We start from the raw sequence: 17,161 nt of genomic DNA on the forward strand, positions 1-17,161 counted from the left end.
ATACGCTTCCCATTAGGAATAACACGTACAGGTAAGCTGCAGATTTCTGCAGTTAGCGGAGGATTTATATCATGCCCTGCTTGCTGTCCTATCTGCGCAATTGGAAAACATAGGCTCGAGGTCCACACGAGTGATCGCGCCGCGATGACGGTCGAATTGCGCGGCGACCAGTCGGGCGTAGGGCAGGCCATGGTCCTCGACGACGAGCCTTTCGCCCTCCCAGCGAAGGATATTCAGGCGCTCAAAGGGCGCAAGCGCGGCCCGCGCAGACTTTAGCCAGCGCGCGTCGAGGCAAGCGGTCCCGTGGCACAGCAATTCTTTGATGAGCCGCCCGCGCTCGCGGTCATCGGCGTCGATCGCAACGCCGCGAACAGCGGTCAACTGATCGGCCGCGATGAGGTCACGATAAACGCCCGCGCGTTTTTCATTCTGGACAATGAGATCGGGAAACCGGCTGATCGCACTGGCACCGATGCCAATCAAAACCGGGCTGTCATCCTCGGTAAAGCCCTGAAAATTGCGGCTCACCCGCCCGTCGCGCGCGGCGTCGGCAAGTGGATCGGAAGGCAGCGCGAAATGATCGAATCCGACGGGAACATAGCCCGCATCGGTGAGGCGCTCATACCCGCGCCGAGCCTGCTCGAAGCGCAATTCATGGTCGGGCAGATTGCTGGCGTCGATCTGGCGCTGGCGCGGAATCATGTTCGGGAGATGCGCATAGCCGAAAAGCGATATCCGGCTCGGCGCGAGACGGATCGTTTCCTCGAGCGTCTCATCGAGATCGGCGAGGGTCTGACCCGGCAGGCCGTACATCAGATCGAAATTGATGGCGTCGATATCGCGCAGCCGAAGCCCGGCCACGACGCGTTCGATATGGGAGAGCGGCTGGATGCGTCCGATTGCCTGCTGGATATGCGGTGCGAAGGTCTGCACGCCGAGGCTCACGCGGGTCACGCGCGCGGCAGCCAGTACAAGTGCCCATTCGGCAGAGAAGCCGCGAGGATCGAGCTCGATCGATATCTCGGGCCGGTGCGCATCGAACAGGGTAAGCAACAGGTCGAGCAGGCGCACCAGCTCGACCGGGGCGATCGCATTAGGGCTACCGCCGCCGAATGCAATGCGCTGCACGCGTCCGCGGCCCCCGAGCCGCTTGGCGACAAGCGTAATCTCCGACTGGAGCGCCGCGAGATAGTCGGCGAGCCGATGCTTGCGTCCCGCCGCGCCGGTGTTGCAGCCGCAATACCAGCAGATCTGCTCGCAAAAGGGGATATGGACATAAAGCGAAATCGGCGTCGCGGCTTCGACTGCGTCGAGTGCCTGTGCATAGGCGTCGGCGCCGACGTCGTCGGCAAATTCCATCGCCGTTGGATAGCTGGTGTAGCGCGGCACGGGCCGGGCGAGAAGATCGGGATGATAGGACCACATGCGACGGTTTTACGCGGCGCCCGCAGCGGCGACATTGACCGGGATCAAAACCCGCCGCGTCAACAGCATCCTCGCTTGCCGGACAGCCGGTCCCGCCGGTCGGTCATGGTGTGACACGCCTTGGCGCAATTGCCGCCCTCGTCGCTCGGCCGGGCGGGATCGGCAGGCACGACAAGATGCTGCGCGGCGCCGCCGCACTTCCCGACGCGTATGACGCGCGCGTCGGTCGCGAGCGGTGCGGTGGCGAGGCCCGCCGCCGCCACAACGGCTCCGATCCGGCGCGCGATCATGCGGCCCGGTCCTCTTCATCCTCAACGAAGATCCGCAGCGCCGCGCCGTCGAGATCCTCGAACTGCCCTTGGCGCAATGACCAGAAGAATGCAGCGAGCCCGAGCAGGCCGAGCCCCAGCGCGATCGGTATGAGCAGTATAAGGCCGTTCACCGGATCGCGCCTTTAAGGCGCAGGGCATTGCCGACGACGAGAAGCGACGATCCCGACATGGCGACCGCGGCGATCAACGGGGTGACGAGTCCGGCGAAAGCGAGCGGCACGGCGACGACGTTGTAGACGATCGCGAGCATGAAGTTCTGCCGAACGACCGCCTGGGTTCGCCGCGCCATGCGCACCGTCTCGACCACGGGCATCAGCCGGTCGCCCATAAATATGCAGTCGGCGGCATTTTTGCCGACGTCGCTCGCGGAGCCCGGCGCCATCGAGGCATGCCCCGCGGCAAGCGCCGGACCGTCATTGAGGCCGTCGCCGAGCATCAACACCTTGTGCCCGAGCGCCGTCTGCCGTGCGATCGCGGCGAGCTTGTCTTGCGGGGTCATACCGGTCTGCGCGGTAAGGCCGAGCTCACGCGCCACGGGGGCGACGGCTTCGGCGCGATCGCCCGACAGGATCATGGCCGCGATCCCGGCTTCGCGCAGCGCATCGACCGCGTCGCGCGCGTCGGGACGCAGCTGGTCGGCGAAGCGGATCGTCGCCACCGGACGCCCGTCGACGGCGAACTGGGTCGCGAGCGCATCGCCCAGCCCGGTGCCGAGCGGCCGACCGAGCGTCACGGTGCGGCCGGCCCAGCGAGCTTCCACCCCGAACCCCGCGGTTTCTCGGATCGAAGCGACCTCGGCGGGACGAACGTCATAGGCTTGCAGCCCGCGGGTCAGCGCTTCGCTGAGCGGATGACGGCTCGACTGAGCCAGCGCGAGGACCAACGATTTGACGCCGATATCGAGCAGCCCGAGATCGAGCGCCTCGGGGCGGCCAAGCGTGAGCGTCCCGGTCTTGTCGACAAGCGCGAGGTCGACTTCGGACAGGCGCTCCAGCGCCGAGCCATCCTTGATCAGCACCCCCTTGCGCATCAGGGCCCCCGCGGCGACGATTTGCGCGGCGGGCACAGCAAGGCCGAGTGCGCACGGGCAAGTGATGATCAGCACCGCTGCAGCGATGAGCAGGCTGTGATGCCAGCCGGCGCCCGCGATCATCCAGCCTGCAAAGGCAAGCAGCGCAAGGCAATGGACGGCCGGTGCATAGAGGCGGGCCGCGCGATCGGCGATCCGGACATAGCGCGACTTACCCTGCGCGGCCTCGCCCATCAGCCTGGCGATATCGGCGATCGCAGTATCGCTGCCCGCAGCGGTGACGCGAACCTTCAGCGGTGCATCGAGGTTGAGGGTGCCCGCATGAACGACGTCGCCCGGGCGAACCGTCTGCGGCGCGCTTTCGCCGGTCAGCAGCGACAGATCGATGCTGCTCGATCCGCTCGCGATGACGCCGTCCGCCGCGAGCCGCTCACCGGCAGCGACGAGCATGACCATATCCGGCTCAAGCGCAGTCGCGTCCACCCAGCGCGTCGAGCGTTCGTGCCCAAAGACCATCGCACCGGTGCCCATGTTGCGGAGCAGCGCGGTGACGCCGCCCCGCGCGCGGTCGCGCATCACGCTGTCGAGCCAGCGGCCGCAGAGCAGGAAAAAGAGCAGCATTACTGCGCCATCGAAATAGGCGTGGGCGCCGTGCGTCGCCGTCTCGTAGAGGCTCATGACGCTGACGAGCAGGACCCCGATGCTGATCGGCACGTCCATATTGGTGCGGCGATGACGCAGCGCGCGCCAGGCCGAACGGAAGAAGGGGCGTCCGGCGTAAGCTATCGTCGGCAGGGCGATCGCCGCCGACAGCCAGTGGAACAGGTCGCGCGTAGCCCCCGCCGCGCCCGACCAGACCGACACCGAGAGCAGCATGATGTTCATCATCGCGAAGCCCGACACCGCGACCGCCCGCAGCAACTCACGGCTCGTTTCGGCTTCGGCATCGGCTTCGTCGGGGCCGCTCCCGATCGGGTGGGCTTCGAAACCCAGGCTCGAAAAGGCGCCGATCAGGTCGGGCATGTCGGTGTCGGGGGTGCAGGACAGATGGACGCGCTTCTCGGTGAAGTTTACGCGCGCGGCGGCGATGCGCCTGTCGCGCACCAGCCCCTGCTCCAGCTTGGCGATGCAGCCCGCGCAGCGGATATCGGGCACCGCGAAGTCGCGTTCGACGAGGGCGGTCGCGGTCATTGAAGATTCTCGCGATAGCGGGCTTCGTCGGCGCCACGCCGGACGATAAGGTCGAGCCGCCAGCGCCCCAACACCAGCGGCTCGACCGAGCGCAGCACGCCGCCCGCCGCCGGCTCGAAATTGAGCGCGGCGGGCGGGGTGCGCCCAACGGGGTGGTTGATCGTTGCCGACGCCCGAATGCCGTCGAGCGGAACGCCATCCTTGCTGAGCGCCAGAAGCACGTGCCGCCTCGCATCGAGCGTGATGCGCGCATCCCATCCGAGGCGGTCCTGCGCGTCGGCACGTTTTAGCCATTCGTTATAATGCTGGCTCGCAACATAGCTGTTCTCGACTACCTTGCCGCCAAAGGTCGACATGGCGAAGCGCGCCATGGTGAGATTGACCGCGATCACGACCGCAAAAAAGCCGACGAGGATCGCCGTCATATGCCGGCCGGTGAAGGCCTTGGGTTTGCGTGTGTCGGTCATTGTCCTGCCTCCGGCCGGTCGAACTGGATGATGTCGCTGTCGCCGCGCGGATCGCCGTCGAGCCCGCGCGTACCGATCGTGAAATCCTGCCGCGCCGGACCGATGGCGGGCGCCGCGACGAAAAGTTTGACGCTCGTGACGCTGTCGGCGGGCAGCGCCAGTTCGATACGCTGCCCGGCCTTTTCACGCGAACCGGCGTCGGTCCACAGCACCGCACCGGGAAGCCCGCTGACACTCACCGCGACCCGGCGCGGGCGCGTTTCCATATTGCGCAGCTTCAGCGTGTAATTGTTGCGGATGTGGCCGTCGGAAAGCTGGACGAAGAGCGGGCTGCGCTCGTGCTGGACGGCAAGGTCGAGCCGCGTCCGCTGGCCGAGCGAAAAGAGCATCGCCGCACCGATTGCGGTCCAGACGCCGAAATAGATCAAGGTGCGCGGACGCAGCAGCGTCTTGCGGATCGGCTGCCCGGTGCCGCCTGCCTTTTCGGTCGCCGCATCGTCGAGCGTGCAATAGTCGATCAGCCCGCGTGGGCGACCGACCTGCGCCATCGCCCCGTCGCACGCGTCGATACAGAGTGCGCAGGTGATGCAACCGATCTGCGGCCCTTCGCGAATGTCGATTCCCGTCGGGCACACGGCGACGCACTGGTTGCAGTCGATGCAGTCGCCGAAGCCGCCGGGGTGAGCCTGCGCCTTCTTGACGCTGCCGCGCGGTTCGCCGCGCCAGTCCTTGTATGTCACCAGCAGCGATTTTTCATCCATCATCGCGGTCTGGATGCGCGGCCAGGGGCACATGTAGACGCACACCTGTTCGCGCATAAATCCGCCGAGGATGAAGGTCGTCGCGGTCAGCACGGCGACGGTGCCATAGGCGACAAGCGCCGCCTGTCCCGTCCAGAAATCCGCCGTCAGCGTCGGCGCATCGGCAAAATACATGATCCACGCGCCTCCGGTCCAGAAGGCGATGGCCAGATAGATGCCATATTTGATCACCCGCTTCGCCAGCTTTTCGGCCGTCCACGGGCCGTTCGCCAGCCGGACCTGCGCGTTGCGGTCGCCGTCGATCAGCCGGTCGACATGCTGGAACAGGTCGGTCCACACCGTCTGCGGACAGGCATAACCGCACCAGGCGCGCCCGACTGCGCTGGTGACAAGGAACAGCCCGATCCCCGCCATGATGAGCAGGCCCGCGACATAATAGAATTCATGTGGCCAGATCTCGATCTGGAACATGTAGAAACGCCGGTTCGCAAGGTCGACGAGCACCGCCTGATCGGGCGCGTAAGGACCGCGATCCCAGCGGATCCACGGCGTGCCGTAATAGATCGCCAGCGTCACCGCCATGATCGCCCATTTGAAGCGGCGGAAGGGACCGTTCACCGCTTTGGGGTAAACGCCCTTCCGCGCTTCATAGAGCGGCGCCGACTGGCCGGAAAGATCTTCAGGGCTGGCCATCGGCTCCCGCCCCTTCGGCGACGGGCGCGAGCCCCTTCTCGCCGCCGCCCAGCGAATAGACATAGGCCGACAGCATCTTGATCGTGACCGGATCGAGCCGGCCACCCCAGCGCGGCATCACCCCGTTGCGCGGCTGCGTGATCGTCGCGGTCAGGCTGTCGCGATCGCCGCCGTACAGCCAGATCGCATCGGTCAGTTTCGGCGCGCCGACCTGCCGCCCGCCTTCACCGCCCGCGCCGTGACACACCGCGCAATTGTCCGCGAACAGCGCCGCGCCGCGCGCCGACGACGCGCTGGCCTTTTCCTGCCGGCTGATCGTGCGCACGAAGCTGACGACATCGCCGATCTGCGCCGCATCGAGAATGCCGTCGCGGCCGAAGGCGGGCATCAGGCTGGTGCGTGTCGCCTTGTGGTCCGGGTTCCGGATGCCATGGGTGACCGTATATTCGATGGTGGCCAGATCACCGCCCCACAGCCAGTCGTCGTCGGTCAGACTGGGGTAGAGCTTCTTCACCCCCGCGCCGCCCGCACCATGGCACTGGACGCAATGGACGCGGAACGCCGCGCCGCCGCCCTGTACCGCCGCCTGCATCAGTTCGGGCTTCGCGGGCAGATCGGTAATCGTGGTTGCCGCAATGGCATTGACCGTCGGCGCGCGGCGCTTCGCATCGGCCGCCATTTCGCTTGCGAGGTCGCCTCGGCTCGACCAGCCGAGCACGCCCTTGGTCGCGCTGTCGACCATCGGCCAGGCCGGATAGAGGACGACGTAGGCCAGCCCCCAGACGATCGTCGCGTAAAAGGTCCAGAGCCACCAGCGCGGCATCGGCGTATCGAGTTCCTCGATCCCGTCCCACTCATGGCCGACCGTGCTCGTGCCGGTCGCCTCGTCGATGCGCTGTTTCAGATCAGCCATGCTCGTCGTCCTTGAAGATCATGCTCGCGGCCTCGTCGTTGCGGGCGCGCGCGCTCGGCCGGAACGGCCAGGCGATAAGGGTGAGGAACAGCAGCGCCATCGCGAGCAGCCCCCAGCTATCGGCGAAATGGCGAAGCGCGTCGTAGCTCATCGCGCCGCCTCCGTTTCGCCGGCGCGTTCCTGCGGCGCCGCCTTGTCGACATCGACCAGCGTGCCGAGCATCTGAAGATAGGCAATCAGCGCATCCATCTCGGTCACGCGCGCGGGGTCGCCGTCAAAGTCGCGGACCTGCGCCTTCGGATAGCGCTTCTGCAGATCGCCCGCGCCGGCATCGGGGTCGGCCTGCGCCCGGATGTCATCGTTCGCCTTGGCGATGTCGGCCTTCGTATAGGGCACCCCGACACGATAGAGCGCGGTGAGGTCGTTCGACATATCCCCCGTCTGGAGGTCGCGCTCGGCAAGGAAGGCATAGGGCGGCATGATCGATTCAGGCACGACGCTGCGCGGGTCGATCAGATGCGCCTTGTGCCATTCGTCCGAATAACGGCCGCCGACGCGCGCCAGATCGGGCCCGGTACGCTTCGATCCCCATTGGAACGGATGGTCGTACATGCTCTCGGCGGCGAGGCTGTAATGGCCATAGCGTTCGACCTCGTCGCGGAACGGACGGATCATCTGGCTGTGACAGGTGTAGCAGCCCTCGCGCATATAGATGTTGCGCCCGGCGAGTTCGAGCGGGGTGTAGGGCCGCATCCCCTCAACCTTCTCGACCGTGTTGTCGATCCAGAAGAGCGGCGCGATCTCGACAATGCCGCCGATCGTGACCGTGAGCAGCGCGAGCGCGCCGAGCAACGTCACATTGCGTTCGATCTTCTTGTGGCTGAAGCCCTGTTTGGCGGGTCTGGTGGCCATGATCCGGGCTCCTTATTCGGCAGGGACGGGCGCGAGCGGGCGGTCCGCTGCGGCGTTGTACGGGGTTTCGGTCATCGGCTTTTCGGCGCGCACCTTGCCGCTGAGCGTCGCCCAGACGTTGAAGACCATGATCAGGAAGCCGGCGAGATACATCGCCCCGCCCGCGGCGCGGATCAGGTACATCGGGTGCATCGCCGCGACGCTTTCGACGAAGCTGTAGACGAGGTAGCCGTCGGCTCCATATTCGCGCCACATCAGCCCCTGCATGATGCCCGCGACCCACATCGACGCGGCGTAGAAAACGATGCCGACGGTCGCGAGCCAGAAGTGCCAGTTGACCATGCGCAGGCTGTAGAGCCGCTCGCGGCCCCACAGGCGCGGCACGAGATAATAGACGCAGGCGAAGGTGATCATGCCGTTCCAGCCGAGCGCGCCCGAGTGCACATGGCCGATCGTCCAGTCGGTGTAATGCGACATCGAGTTGACCCATTTGATCGACATCATCGGGCCTTCGAAGGTGCTCATGCCGTAGAAGGCGAGCGCCATCACCATCATGCGGATGATCGGGTCGGTGCGGATCTTGTCCCACGCGCCGTTGAGCGTCATCAGACCGTTGATCATGCCGCCCCAACTCGGCATCCACAGGATCACCGAAAAGACCATGCCCAGCGTCTGCGCCCAGTCGGGCAGCGCGGTGTAATGGAGGTGGTGCGGCCCCGCCCAGATGTAGAGGAAGATCAGCGACCAGAAGTGGATGATCGACAGGCGATAGCTGTACACCGGCCGCTCGGCCTGCTTCGGCACGAAATAATACATCATCGCGAGGAAGCCCGCGGTCAGGAAGAAGCCGACCGCATTATGCCCGTACCACCATTGCGTCAGCGCATCCTGCACCCCAGCAAAGGCGGCATAGCTCTTCGACCCGAAGATGCTCGCCGGCACCGACAGATTGTTGACGATGTGGAGCATCGCAATGGTGACGATGAAGCTGAGGTAAAACCAGTTGGCGACATAGATATGCGGCTCGCGGCGCTTGACGATCGTGCCGGTGAAAACGACCAGATAGGCGACCCAGACGATCGTCAGCCATAGGTCGACATACCATTCGGGCTCGGCATATTCCTTGGCCGCGGTGACGCCCATCAGATAGCCGGTCGCGGCCAGCACGATGAAGAGTTGATATCCCCAGAAAACGAAGCGCGCGAGCGCCGGAAAGGCAAGCCGCGCGCGGCAGGTGCGCTGGACGACGTAAAAGCTCGTCGCGATCAGCGCGTTGCCGCCGAAGGCAAAGATCACCGCCGAGGTGTGCAGCGGCCGCAGGCGGCCGAAGGTCGTATATTCAAGATTGAGGTTCAGCGCCGGGAAAGCGAGCTGCAATGCGATGAAGAGGCCTGCCGCCATGCCGGCGATGCCCCAGAACAGCGTGGCGACGACCCCCCAACGCACCGGATCGTCGTCATAGACGCCCTGATCGGCGGGCATCTTCAATATCCCGCGCGCGATCGCCTCATAATCGGCGCGCGACACGGTCGTCCAGAGCATCAGCAAAGCGGCCAGCGCGACGATGATCATATGGACGGCGAAGGGCGCATCGACCGCGACCGCCGCCATCACCAGCGCGAGCAGGGCCAGGCCGAGCCAGCCCCCCGCCTTTGCTACCAGAGTGTCCATATCGCTTGTCCCTGTTTTCGCGCGGCTTTGGCGCCGCATGGTTCAGGACCGCTCTTGGCCGTGCGGCGGGGCAAAAACATTGACCAGGATCAACGAATAGATTGCGCGGCATCAATGCCCGGCGACCACGCCGGGTGCAGGGAGCCCAGGTCAACGCAAGGAGCAACGACCATGAAAAAACAGCATCTCTCGCTGATCGCGCTGGCGGCCGCCGCCGCGATTCCCGGGCAGGCCGCGGCCAAGGCCGGCGATGTCCAGTTCAAGATTTTCGCGACCTATGTCGCACCCGACGGCAAGATCAGCGACGTCAAGCTCGACCGGATCGGGCTTCCGGCCGGGACACAAACCAAGGCCGACGACAATGTCACGCCGACGGTCGCTATCGAATATTTTGTCGCCGACCATATCTCGCTCGAGACGATCGCCGGGGTGACCCAGCATGACGTGAACGGCCGTGGCGCGCTGAGCGGCGCGACGTTGGTGTCGAACGCCAAGATCGTCCCCGCGACGCTGACGCTCAAATATCATTTCGGCAAGGAAGGCGGCATCCAGCCTTATGTGGGGGCGGGTCCGAGCTACTTCATCTTCATCGACGAAAAGCCCGGCGCCACGACCCGGTCGCTCGGCGCGACCCGCCAGAAGATGGGCGACAAGCTCGGCGCCGCGCTCCAGGCCGGGGTCGATATTCCGGTGAACGACAAGGGACTCGCGCTATCCTTCGATGCCAAACGCTATTTCCTGCGTCCGACCGCGACATGGTATGCCGGGACGACCGAGGTGCTGAAGACGCGGCACAAGCTAGATCCCTGGGTGATCAGCGCCGGCGTCGCTTTTCGTTTCTGACCTCCCAACTGGCGCCGTTGGCCGGTCAGCCTGCCATTTCGTTCAGAGCCGCAAGGTCGTTGATGACGATCTTGCGGCGGGATGGAAGGTCGATCAGGCCATCGGCGCGCATTTTGGTGAACTGGCGGCTCGTGGTCTCGACGGTGAGACCCAAGATGTCGGCGATCTGCTGACGGCCGAAGGGCAGCTCGAAGCCTCGCGCCGTATCCGCCGCACCGGGAGGTGGCGACAAGCGATCGGCCATTTCGAGCAGGAAGGAAGCAACCTTCTCGGACGCCGACTTGCGCCCGAGCAGAAGCATCCAGCGGCGCGCGCGATCGAGTTCGCCGAGCGTGCGGCGCAGCAATTTTTGTTGGAGATCGGGATGGTCGGCGGCGAACTCGTCGAACTGGTCGCGATGGAAGATGCAAAGCTCGGCGGCGCTGATCGCGCTGACGCTATACGGGCTTTCCTTCCCGAACGGCCGCCCGATGAAGTCCGAGGGAAAGACGATACCGACGATCTGCTCGCGCCCGTCGGCGGTGGCGGCGACGAGTTTCAGGACGCCTTCAAGGACATTGGCGACGACCGGCGCGTCGTCGCCCTCCCACAGGAGCGTATGCCCGCTGCTCACGCGCTGGCGCCGGCCCATCCGGCCGAGCAACAGGAGCTCGTCCGGCCGCAGGCTCGCACAAATGGCGCGGTTGCGCACGATGCAGGACAGGCAATCGGTCATGCGCCGGGTGCCCGGCAGGCAGGCATCGCGGTCAATGGGCGAGGAGGAGCGGCGCCGGCGCGGCTTCGAGCAGATAGCGCGTCACCCCGCCGAACAGGGTCTCGCGCAGCCGCGGACGCCCATAGGCTCCCATCACGATGAGCCCCGGGGCCATTTCCTTCGCGGTTCGCTCGAGTATCTCCTCGGGCGTAAGCGCCCCGCGATCGTGGCGGCGAAGCTCAGCATGAATGCCGTGCCGCGACAGATAGCAGAGCGCGTCCTCGGCCGGCACCCGTCCCTCATCCGGCCCGACCTGCACCATCGTCACGCTGCCCGCGCCCGCCATCAACGGCCCAGCGGCGCGCAAGGCGTGCGCGGCTTGCGGGCTGCCGTTCCACAGGATCATCACCGGGGCATCAAGGTCGAGCGGCTGGCCTTCGGCGGGCAACGCGAGCACGGGCGCGGGCACAGTCATTGCGAGGTCGCCCGCCAGCGTCGGCTGAGCGAGACCGCGCCGGTCGCGGGGGCCGAGCGATACGATGGCAAGATCGGCTAGCGTCGCGGCGAGCGAGAGCGCCGCGAGCGCATCGCCGTCGGCGATGGCGACGTCCCAGGGCACATCCTCGCGCGCGAGCTGCGCCGCGAGCCGGGTCTCGAGCTCGGCATCGGCAAGCTGCGCCTTGGCGAGCTGTTCGCGCGCCAGATACATGCCGCCAAAGGGATCGGAGGCGATGAACTGCTGGAAGGGCGAGCAGATCAGGAAACTGAGATGAGCGCCGAGGCGCCGTCCGATAGCGAGCGCCGTCTCGGTGCGCGCGGCCATGGCCGGGCTCGCGTCGGCGTGAATCAAAAGATTTCGCATGTCTTGCTCTCCTTCATGATGGAGAGGGAAGCGCTTATGCGCGCCGGCTTCATTGACACCGGTCAATAAACCGCGCCCTTCAGGCCGGGCGGCATAATGGGCGTCGCTCCGTATAATTACGAAATGCGCCGACCGCGCGGGGCGTTAGCCTGACGTCGCAAAGGAGCAAGCGATGCCGAGACCCAGTCCATTGACCCCATTTCGCGCGCACCCGCGCCGGACTCCGGTGAATCGCGCGCCGGCGGACCCGCGGCGCGAGCAAAGCCGTATCGCGGGCACCCTCACCCTTCGCCCTTCGCCGCTCCGGCGGTCCGATCCAAATCAAGGAGACAGAGGATGACGCTCACCAATGCGCCCGACACCACGCTCAGCGAGGCGACCGAGACCTGCCTGCAGACCCGCAGCGGCGTCGACCTTCGTCTCCGGCCGGTCGCGGAGAGCGACGCGGATATCGTCAATCATTTCTTCGACGGCCTGACGGCGGACGATATGCAGTTCCGCTTCCTGAGCGGCCAGTCGCACCTGTCGAGCGCCCAGCTCGCAGCGATGATCGGTGTCGATCACCGCCACCGCGAGCATCTGCTCGCGTTCGATGCCGCGACCTCGGAGCTGATTGCGAGCCTGCTGATTGCTGCCGACGATGCGTTCGTGACCGCCGAGGTCGCGATTTCGGTCGCGCCGGCGTATAAGACACGCGGCGTCGGCTGGACCCTCCTCAATCATGCCGTCGATCTCGCCCGCGCCCGCGGCCTCAAGACGTTGCGGTCGATCGAGAGCCGCGCCAATCGAGGCGCGATGGAGGTCGAGCGGACGCTGGGGTTCAAGGCGAGCGACTATGATGGCGACGCCACGCTCGCTCTGCTCGAACTCGAGCTTCGCTGACCTTGGCCATCGGGTCGGCGCCCGGCAGGCAGCCGGCTGGAGACACTCCCAATGGACCAAGGCTTTCATGCCATGCAGCTCGACACGCCGGGCGCACCGCTGCACCGCGTCGAACGCGCGATCCCGACTCCGGCCGACGGCGAAATCAGGATCGCGATCACCGCTTGCGGCGTGTGCCGGACCGATCTCCATATCGCCGACGGCGACATCAGCGGCCGGCTTCCGATTGTCCCCGGACATGAGATCGTCGGCCGCGTCGACGCACTCGGCGCGGGCGTCACCCAGTTCGGGCTTGGCGAGCGGGTCGGCGTGCCTTGGCTCGGCAGGAGTTGCGGCACCTGCCCCTATTGCGCTGCGGGCCATGAAAATCTCTGCGACGCGCCCGAGTTCACCGGATTCACGCGCGACGGCGGTTTCGCTTCGCATGTCGTCGCCGATGCGCGCTTCTGCCTCGCAATCCCTGCCGCCTTCGACGATCTTCATGCGGCGCCTTTGCTCTGCGCCGGCTTGATCGGCTACCGCGCCTATCGCATGGCGGACAGCGCGAAGGCGCTCGGCCTCTATGGTTTCGGCGCCGCCGCACATATTCTCGCGCAGCTCGCGATCGCCGACGGCACCGATGTCTACGCCTTCACACGCGAAGGCGATACCGCTGGTCAGGATTTCGCCCGCCGCCTCGGTTGCGCCTGGGCGGGCGCGTCGACCGAAGCACCGCCGGACCCGCTCGACGCAGCGATCCTCTTTGCGCCGGTCGGAGCACTGGTTCCCGAAGCGCTACGCCATGTCCGCAAGGGCGGACGCGTCATCTGCGCCGGCATTCATATGAGCGACATCCCGTCCTTTCCTTATGCCGATCTCTGGGAGGAAAGGTCTATCCGGTCGGTCGCCAATCTGACCCGTGCCGATGGCGCAGCGTTTCTCGAAGCCGCGGCGCGCTGCGGCGTGCGGACGCATGTCACCGCGCTACCGCTCGCCGACGCCAATCGCGCGCTCGACCGGTTGCGCGCCGGCGAAGTCGAAGGCGCGCTCGTCCTCGTCCCCGAGGGCGCGGCTAGGGGGAATCCCTAATGGCGCGCCCGCACCGGCGGCGCGAAAGTGGCGAAGGCCAGATCGGCCTGTCAGGAGAGACTGCCATGGATCGTTTCGAGCGAGACCCCGCCAGCGCGGCGCGCCCTCCCGAATGTCCCGATTGCGACCCGCCGACGCAGCCCGACAAGGCCTATCCGGAGACGCCGGCACCGGACCCCGATCGCCAGCCGCTGCGCACGTCGCCGGAGGCACCGGTGCTTCCCGACAGCCATCCCGAAACCACGCCGCGCGAATATCCCGAATAGCTGCGCGCGGCCGGACAAGACCTCAAGGGCTTGCGGGCGGCGTGCCGCTGCGCGTGAGCCTCGTCACGGCGTCGACAAGCATATGCTCGCGCAAGGGCTTTTCCAGAACGAGCGCGAAGCCCGCCTCGCGCGCGCGCGCGCTCAGTTCCCCGGACGGATAGGCGGAGATCAGGATGGCCGGCCCATCCCAGCCCTGCGCGCGCAGCGCGCCCAGCATCGCGATCCCGTCGCTGCTCTCGAGCCGGTAATCGACGATCAGGCAGTCGGGCGCGGCACGCGCCGCCTCGGCGAGCGCGGGATCGGCGGCGGGCCAGGCCTTCACCGCAAATCCGCGTCCCTGCAGAAGCAGGAGGAGCGAGCGGCGCACTGCCGGGTCATCCTCGACGATAAGAATGGTCGGCGGTGCCTCGCTCCAACCCGATCGGGCGATCAACATGTCCATGGTCCCGTTATCGAAGCTTTGGCATGGCGGCAGGTTTCCGGCCGCTACCGGCCAGGTCTTGCAGAATTGTTGGGCTCGCCCTTTCGGAGGTGCGAGCCCGAAGCCGGAAAACAGGGCCGGGGGCCACCGATCAATGGCTCATGAGCAGGGGGAATTTGCTCTTCGTCAGCAGATTCTTCGTGGTGCCGCCGAAGGTCTCGCGCAGCCGGCCGCGGCCGTAGGCGCCCATCACGAGATAATCGGCGCGGAACATCTTTGCCTCGTCCGAGATCAGGAAATCGGCGTGAAACTTGCCGATGTCGGTCTTGCGCACATTTGCCGCGATGCCGTGGCGCGACAGATAGGCCGCGGCATCCTCGGGCACGATATGATTGTCGGACCCTTGCGCGGTGAAGATCTCGACCTCTTTCGCGAAGACGAGCAGCGGTACAGCGGCGCGGAGCGCGGCCGCCGCCGAGGGGCGGCCGTCCCACGCGACGAGCGCGCGCTCGAGCTCGAAGCGTTCGAGCGTCTCGGGCACCGCCAGCACGGGCGCACTCGCGCGCGCGACAATGCGGCTCGCGATGTCGCGCATGTCGGGCATCGGAAAGCCGTCGAGCGCGCGATTGAGGATGATGAGGTCGGCGAGGTCGGCTGCATCGAGTACCGCATTCGCGATCTCGTCCATCGCGTCGATCCAGCTCCAGCTGACATCCTCGCGCGACAGGCGCTCGCTGATCACCGACTTGTTCTTCGCCTCGCTTTCGCGCTCGTCGAGGATGACGACGGTTTCGGCAAAGCCGAACCCGTCACCGGCGATGAGGGGATAGGGCGTGACGTCGATGCAGGTCAGATGGCCTTCGACCGCGCGGGTGATATCGAGCGCCGCCTGCAGGCGAGCTTCCTGGCCATGGTCGTCATGTACGAGCAACAGGATATTCTTCATGAGCCGTCTCCTTGGTTTCTGCACCGAGACTATGTGTCGTCAGCCGAGGCCGATATGCGCAATGATACGGATGGAAAGGCGGCCGCCCGGATGTCCGGACGGCCGCAGGGGGGTCGCCTCTTCCCCAGGCGAGCGGGATCAGCTGTCGACCGCGAGATAATCCTCGACGTCGGTCACGCCGGGCGCCGACCAGGCAGCGAGCTCGGCCATGCGCCGCTCGCCCCACGCCTTGACCCGGCCGCGCAGCGTGACCGTGCTGCCCTCGGTGGTGACCGATACGCCGCTTGCGTCGAGACCCGCCTGGCGCTTGAATGCCGCCATGATCCGCGCCTTGACGTCGGCAGGGGTGGGAATATCGCCGACCTTGATCAGGTTCGAGACGCCGGTGACCCCCGATATCTGCCCCGCGGCGCGCGCGACTTCCTTTGCGATGAAGTGCCAGTCGACGGTGCCGGTCAGCGTGACCCAGCCGCGCTCGACCTTCACCTTGATCTGCCCCTCGGGAATCGCGACCGTCCAGCCGATCATGTCGACGATCCGCTTGGCGATTTCATGATCGGCGGTCTTGGGATCCGACGCGAAGCGCACTTTCAGTTCCTCGGCGAGCGCGCGAACCCCCGCGACGCGCCGCACCGCACGTTCGGCCGCGACCTTCTGCGGAAAGCTCTTCACATAGCCCGCCAGCGTCACGACGCCGTCATTGACCGAGACGCCGATATCGGCGTGATCGACGCTCGGATCCCATTCGAGTTCGGCGACCACGTCATCCTGCAGCTGGCCGTCACTCTTCTTCTGCATGATCTTTCTCCTTCGAAAGAAATCCGGCTCGCGTTGCGAGCGGACCGAAGCCGGCGAACATCGGCAGGAGCCGCCGGCGCGTGCGGGCAGCCTTACCCGGGACGAAGGGTGCGGCTTATCCGCAACTTTCCGTAAGGAGAGCTCCGCTTGGGAGCTTCCCCGATTCTGCCGTCGCAGCCTGCTCGCTAGGTCCCGATTGCGCTCCGGCGTATCGCGGCGACGAGGGTCCGCCCGGCACAGCCCGCCGCCGCGATCCCTCTCGATTTTCAAGAAGGAGCAAGCTGATGAACGATCTGACCCCGACCCGCACCGCGGGTAGCCAGCCCGCTGAGGCGGAGCTTGGCGCGATGAACTGGCTGCGCGGCGAGCTCGACCGCATGTTCGAGGAATTCGCTCGCCCCGGCCGCAGCCTGCTGAGCTATGTCCCGCGGCTCGTGAGCCCGCTCCCGGCGGTCGAGCTCGTCGATACCGGCCCGGCCTACAAGCTGACCGCCGAGCTCGCGGGCCTCACCGAGAAGGACATCCGGCTCGAGGTCGCCGACGGGGTCCTCCTGCTCGCGAGCGAAAAGGAGGAATCCTCCGAGCGCCGCGAGGATGGACATCTGATCAGCGAGCGGCGTCACGGCAGCTTCCGGCGCCGCATCGCCCTGCCCGCCGACGCCGATGCCGACAAGATCGAAGCGAAGTTCAAGCACGGCTTGCTCAGCGTCGAGATCGCGAAGACCGAAAAGGCGCGCGATCACGCTCGCAAGATCAAGATCGCCAGCTAGGCAAACGGGCCGGAACCGCAGACGCGGCTCCGGCCCTCCCGCTCGATCTCGCGCGATTCCCTCGCACCGGAGTTATATCATGCCCCTTGGTATTCACACCGACCGGCACGGCGAGGCGCTGCTTCGGCTCAAGCTCGGATCGGCGATGCTTTCGCTTGTGATCTGCGCGTCGTTGATCCTGTCGCTCGCTCCGCGGCTGTGGCCGTAGGACCAGAC

The 17,161-nt window shown here is 66.1% G+C and carries 21 protein-coding genes; 6 read left to right on the forward strand and 15 right to left on the reverse strand.

Going from position 1 to position 17,161, the window contains the following annotated elements:
* Window positions 1–69: 69 nt before the first annotated feature.
* The 10 genes from hemN to ccoN are packed head-to-tail and all read right to left on the reverse strand — an operon-like array spanning window position 70 to window position 9,395.
* Window positions 70–1,425: an oxygen-independent coproporphyrinogen III oxidase gene (hemN, locus tag SC1_RS17435; protein ID WP_062185500.1), complete on the reverse strand. Its 1,356-nt coding sequence runs from the start codon at window positions 1,423–1,425 to the stop codon at window positions 70–72.
* Window positions 1,426–1,484: 59 nt separating this feature from the next.
* Window positions 1,485–1,715: a hypothetical protein gene (locus tag SC1_RS17440; RefSeq protein WP_062185502.1), complete on the reverse strand. Its 231-nt coding sequence runs from the start codon at window positions 1,713–1,715 to the stop codon at window positions 1,485–1,487.
* A complete protein-coding gene (ccoS, locus tag SC1_RS17445; protein WP_058538811.1) occupies window positions 1,712–1,867 on the reverse strand; it encodes a cbb3-type cytochrome oxidase assembly protein CcoS in 156 nt (51 codons plus the stop codon). Before ccoS ends, SC1_RS17440 begins: the two co-directional genes overlap by 4 nt.
* Window positions 1,864–3,978 (reverse strand): heavy metal translocating P-type ATPase, encoded by a 2,115-nt coding sequence (locus tag SC1_RS17450; RefSeq protein ID WP_062185504.1) that lies wholly within the window; start codon window positions 3,976–3,978, stop codon window positions 1,864–1,866. Before SC1_RS17450 ends, ccoS begins: the two co-directional genes overlap by 4 nt.
* Window positions 3,975–4,445: a FixH family protein gene (locus SC1_RS17455; RefSeq protein WP_062185506.1), complete on the reverse strand. Its 471-nt coding sequence runs from the start codon at window positions 4,443–4,445 to the stop codon at window positions 3,975–3,977. The genes SC1_RS17450 and SC1_RS17455 overlap by 4 nt, the downstream gene beginning before the upstream one ends.
* The gene (gene ccoG / locus SC1_RS17460) at window positions 4,442–5,899 is read right to left on the reverse strand and encodes a cytochrome c oxidase accessory protein CcoG (RefSeq protein WP_062185508.1); all 1,458 of its coding nucleotides are present in this window, start codon (window positions 5,897–5,899) and stop codon (window positions 4,442–4,444) included. Before ccoG ends, SC1_RS17455 begins: the two co-directional genes overlap by 4 nt.
* On the reverse strand, window positions 5,886–6,812 hold the full coding sequence (gene ccoP, locus SC1_RS17465; RefSeq protein WP_062185510.1) for a cytochrome-c oxidase, cbb3-type subunit III: 927 nt from the start codon (window positions 6,810–6,812) through the stop codon (window positions 5,886–5,888). The genes ccoG and ccoP overlap by 14 nt, the downstream gene beginning before the upstream one ends.
* Entirely contained in the window at window positions 6,805–6,963 is a 159-nt protein-coding gene (locus SC1_RS17470; RefSeq protein ID WP_062185512.1) for a cbb3-type cytochrome c oxidase subunit 3, read from the reverse strand. The genes ccoP and SC1_RS17470 overlap by 8 nt, the downstream gene beginning before the upstream one ends.
* Window positions 6,960–7,724: a cytochrome-c oxidase, cbb3-type subunit II gene (gene ccoO / locus SC1_RS17475; protein ID WP_062185514.1), complete on the reverse strand. Its 765-nt coding sequence runs from the start codon at window positions 7,722–7,724 to the stop codon at window positions 6,960–6,962. Before ccoO ends, SC1_RS17470 begins: the two co-directional genes overlap by 4 nt.
* Before the next feature lie 12 nt (window positions 7,725–7,736).
* Window positions 7,737–9,395, reverse strand: a complete 1,659-nt coding sequence (gene ccoN / locus SC1_RS17480) for a cytochrome-c oxidase, cbb3-type subunit I (protein WP_062185516.1) — start codon at window positions 9,393–9,395, stop codon at window positions 7,737–7,739.
* Window positions 9,396–9,566: 171 nt separating this feature from the next.
* Between ccoN and SC1_RS17485 the strand changes: the two genes are divergently transcribed.
* Complete coding sequence (locus SC1_RS17485; RefSeq protein ID WP_062185518.1) at window positions 9,567–10,238, forward strand: OmpW family protein; 672 nt, start codon at window positions 9,567–9,569, stop codon at window positions 10,236–10,238.
* Window positions 10,239–10,263: 25 nt separating this feature from the next.
* On the opposite strand, the gene SC1_RS17490 is transcribed toward SC1_RS17485, so the two are convergent.
* On the reverse strand, window positions 10,264–10,953 hold the full coding sequence (locus SC1_RS17490) for a Crp/Fnr family transcriptional regulator (RefSeq protein WP_062185520.1): 690 nt from the start codon (window positions 10,951–10,953) through the stop codon (window positions 10,264–10,266).
* A gap of 31 nt (window positions 10,954–10,984) precedes the next feature.
* Complete coding sequence (locus SC1_RS17495; protein WP_062185523.1) at window positions 10,985–11,794, reverse strand: universal stress protein; 810 nt, start codon at window positions 11,792–11,794, stop codon at window positions 10,985–10,987.
* A 336-nt stretch (window positions 11,795–12,130) separates the two neighbouring features.
* On the opposite strand from SC1_RS17495, the gene SC1_RS17500 reads away from it, so the two are divergent.
* The 3 genes from SC1_RS17500 to SC1_RS17510 are packed head-to-tail and all read left to right on the forward strand — an operon-like array spanning window position 12,131 to window position 14,010.
* On the forward strand, window positions 12,131–12,676 hold the full coding sequence (locus tag SC1_RS17500; RefSeq protein ID WP_062185525.1) for a GNAT family N-acetyltransferase: 546 nt from the start codon (window positions 12,131–12,133) through the stop codon (window positions 12,674–12,676).
* 51 nt (window positions 12,677–12,727) lie between these two features.
* A complete protein-coding gene (locus tag SC1_RS17505; protein WP_062185528.1) occupies window positions 12,728–13,744 on the forward strand; it encodes a zinc-dependent alcohol dehydrogenase family protein in 1,017 nt (338 codons plus the stop codon).
* The gene (locus SC1_RS17510; protein WP_062185530.1) at window positions 13,744–14,010 is read left to right on the forward strand and encodes a hypothetical protein; all 267 of its coding nucleotides are present in this window, start codon (window positions 13,744–13,746) and stop codon (window positions 14,008–14,010) included. Before SC1_RS17505 ends, SC1_RS17510 begins: the two co-directional genes overlap by 1 nt.
* 22 nt (window positions 14,011–14,032) lie before the next feature.
* Here the strand turns inward: SC1_RS17510 and SC1_RS17515 are convergent, their stop codons facing one another.
* The 3 genes from SC1_RS17515 to SC1_RS17525 form a co-directional block, all read right to left on the reverse strand.
* A complete protein-coding gene (locus tag SC1_RS17515; protein WP_238586762.1) occupies window positions 14,033–14,452 on the reverse strand; it encodes a response regulator in 420 nt (139 codons plus the stop codon).
* 130 nt (window positions 14,453–14,582) lie between these two features.
* Entirely contained in the window at window positions 14,583–15,377 is a 795-nt protein-coding gene (locus tag SC1_RS17520) for a universal stress protein (RefSeq protein ID WP_062185532.1), read from the reverse strand.
* Window positions 15,378–15,515: 138 nt separating this feature from the next.
* Window positions 15,516–16,175, reverse strand: a complete 660-nt coding sequence (locus SC1_RS17525; protein ID WP_062185533.1) for a BON domain-containing protein — start codon at window positions 16,173–16,175, stop codon at window positions 15,516–15,518.
* A 284-nt stretch (window positions 16,176–16,459) separates the two neighbouring features.
* On the opposite strand from SC1_RS17525, the gene SC1_RS17530 reads away from it, so the two are divergent.
* Window positions 16,460–16,945 (forward strand): Hsp20/alpha crystallin family protein, encoded by a 486-nt coding sequence (locus SC1_RS17530; protein WP_238586763.1) that lies wholly within the window; start codon window positions 16,460–16,462, stop codon window positions 16,943–16,945.
* A gap of 79 nt (window positions 16,946–17,024) precedes the next feature.
* Window positions 17,025–17,153, forward strand: a complete 129-nt coding sequence (locus SC1_RS22580; protein WP_274520274.1) for a hypothetical protein — start codon at window positions 17,025–17,027, stop codon at window positions 17,151–17,153.
* Window positions 17,154–17,161: the final 8 nt, after the last annotated feature.

The sequence above is a fragment of the Sphingopyxis sp. C-1 genome, assembly GCF_001047015.1.
GTDB lineage: Bacteria > Pseudomonadota > Alphaproteobacteria > Sphingomonadales > Sphingomonadaceae > Sphingopyxis.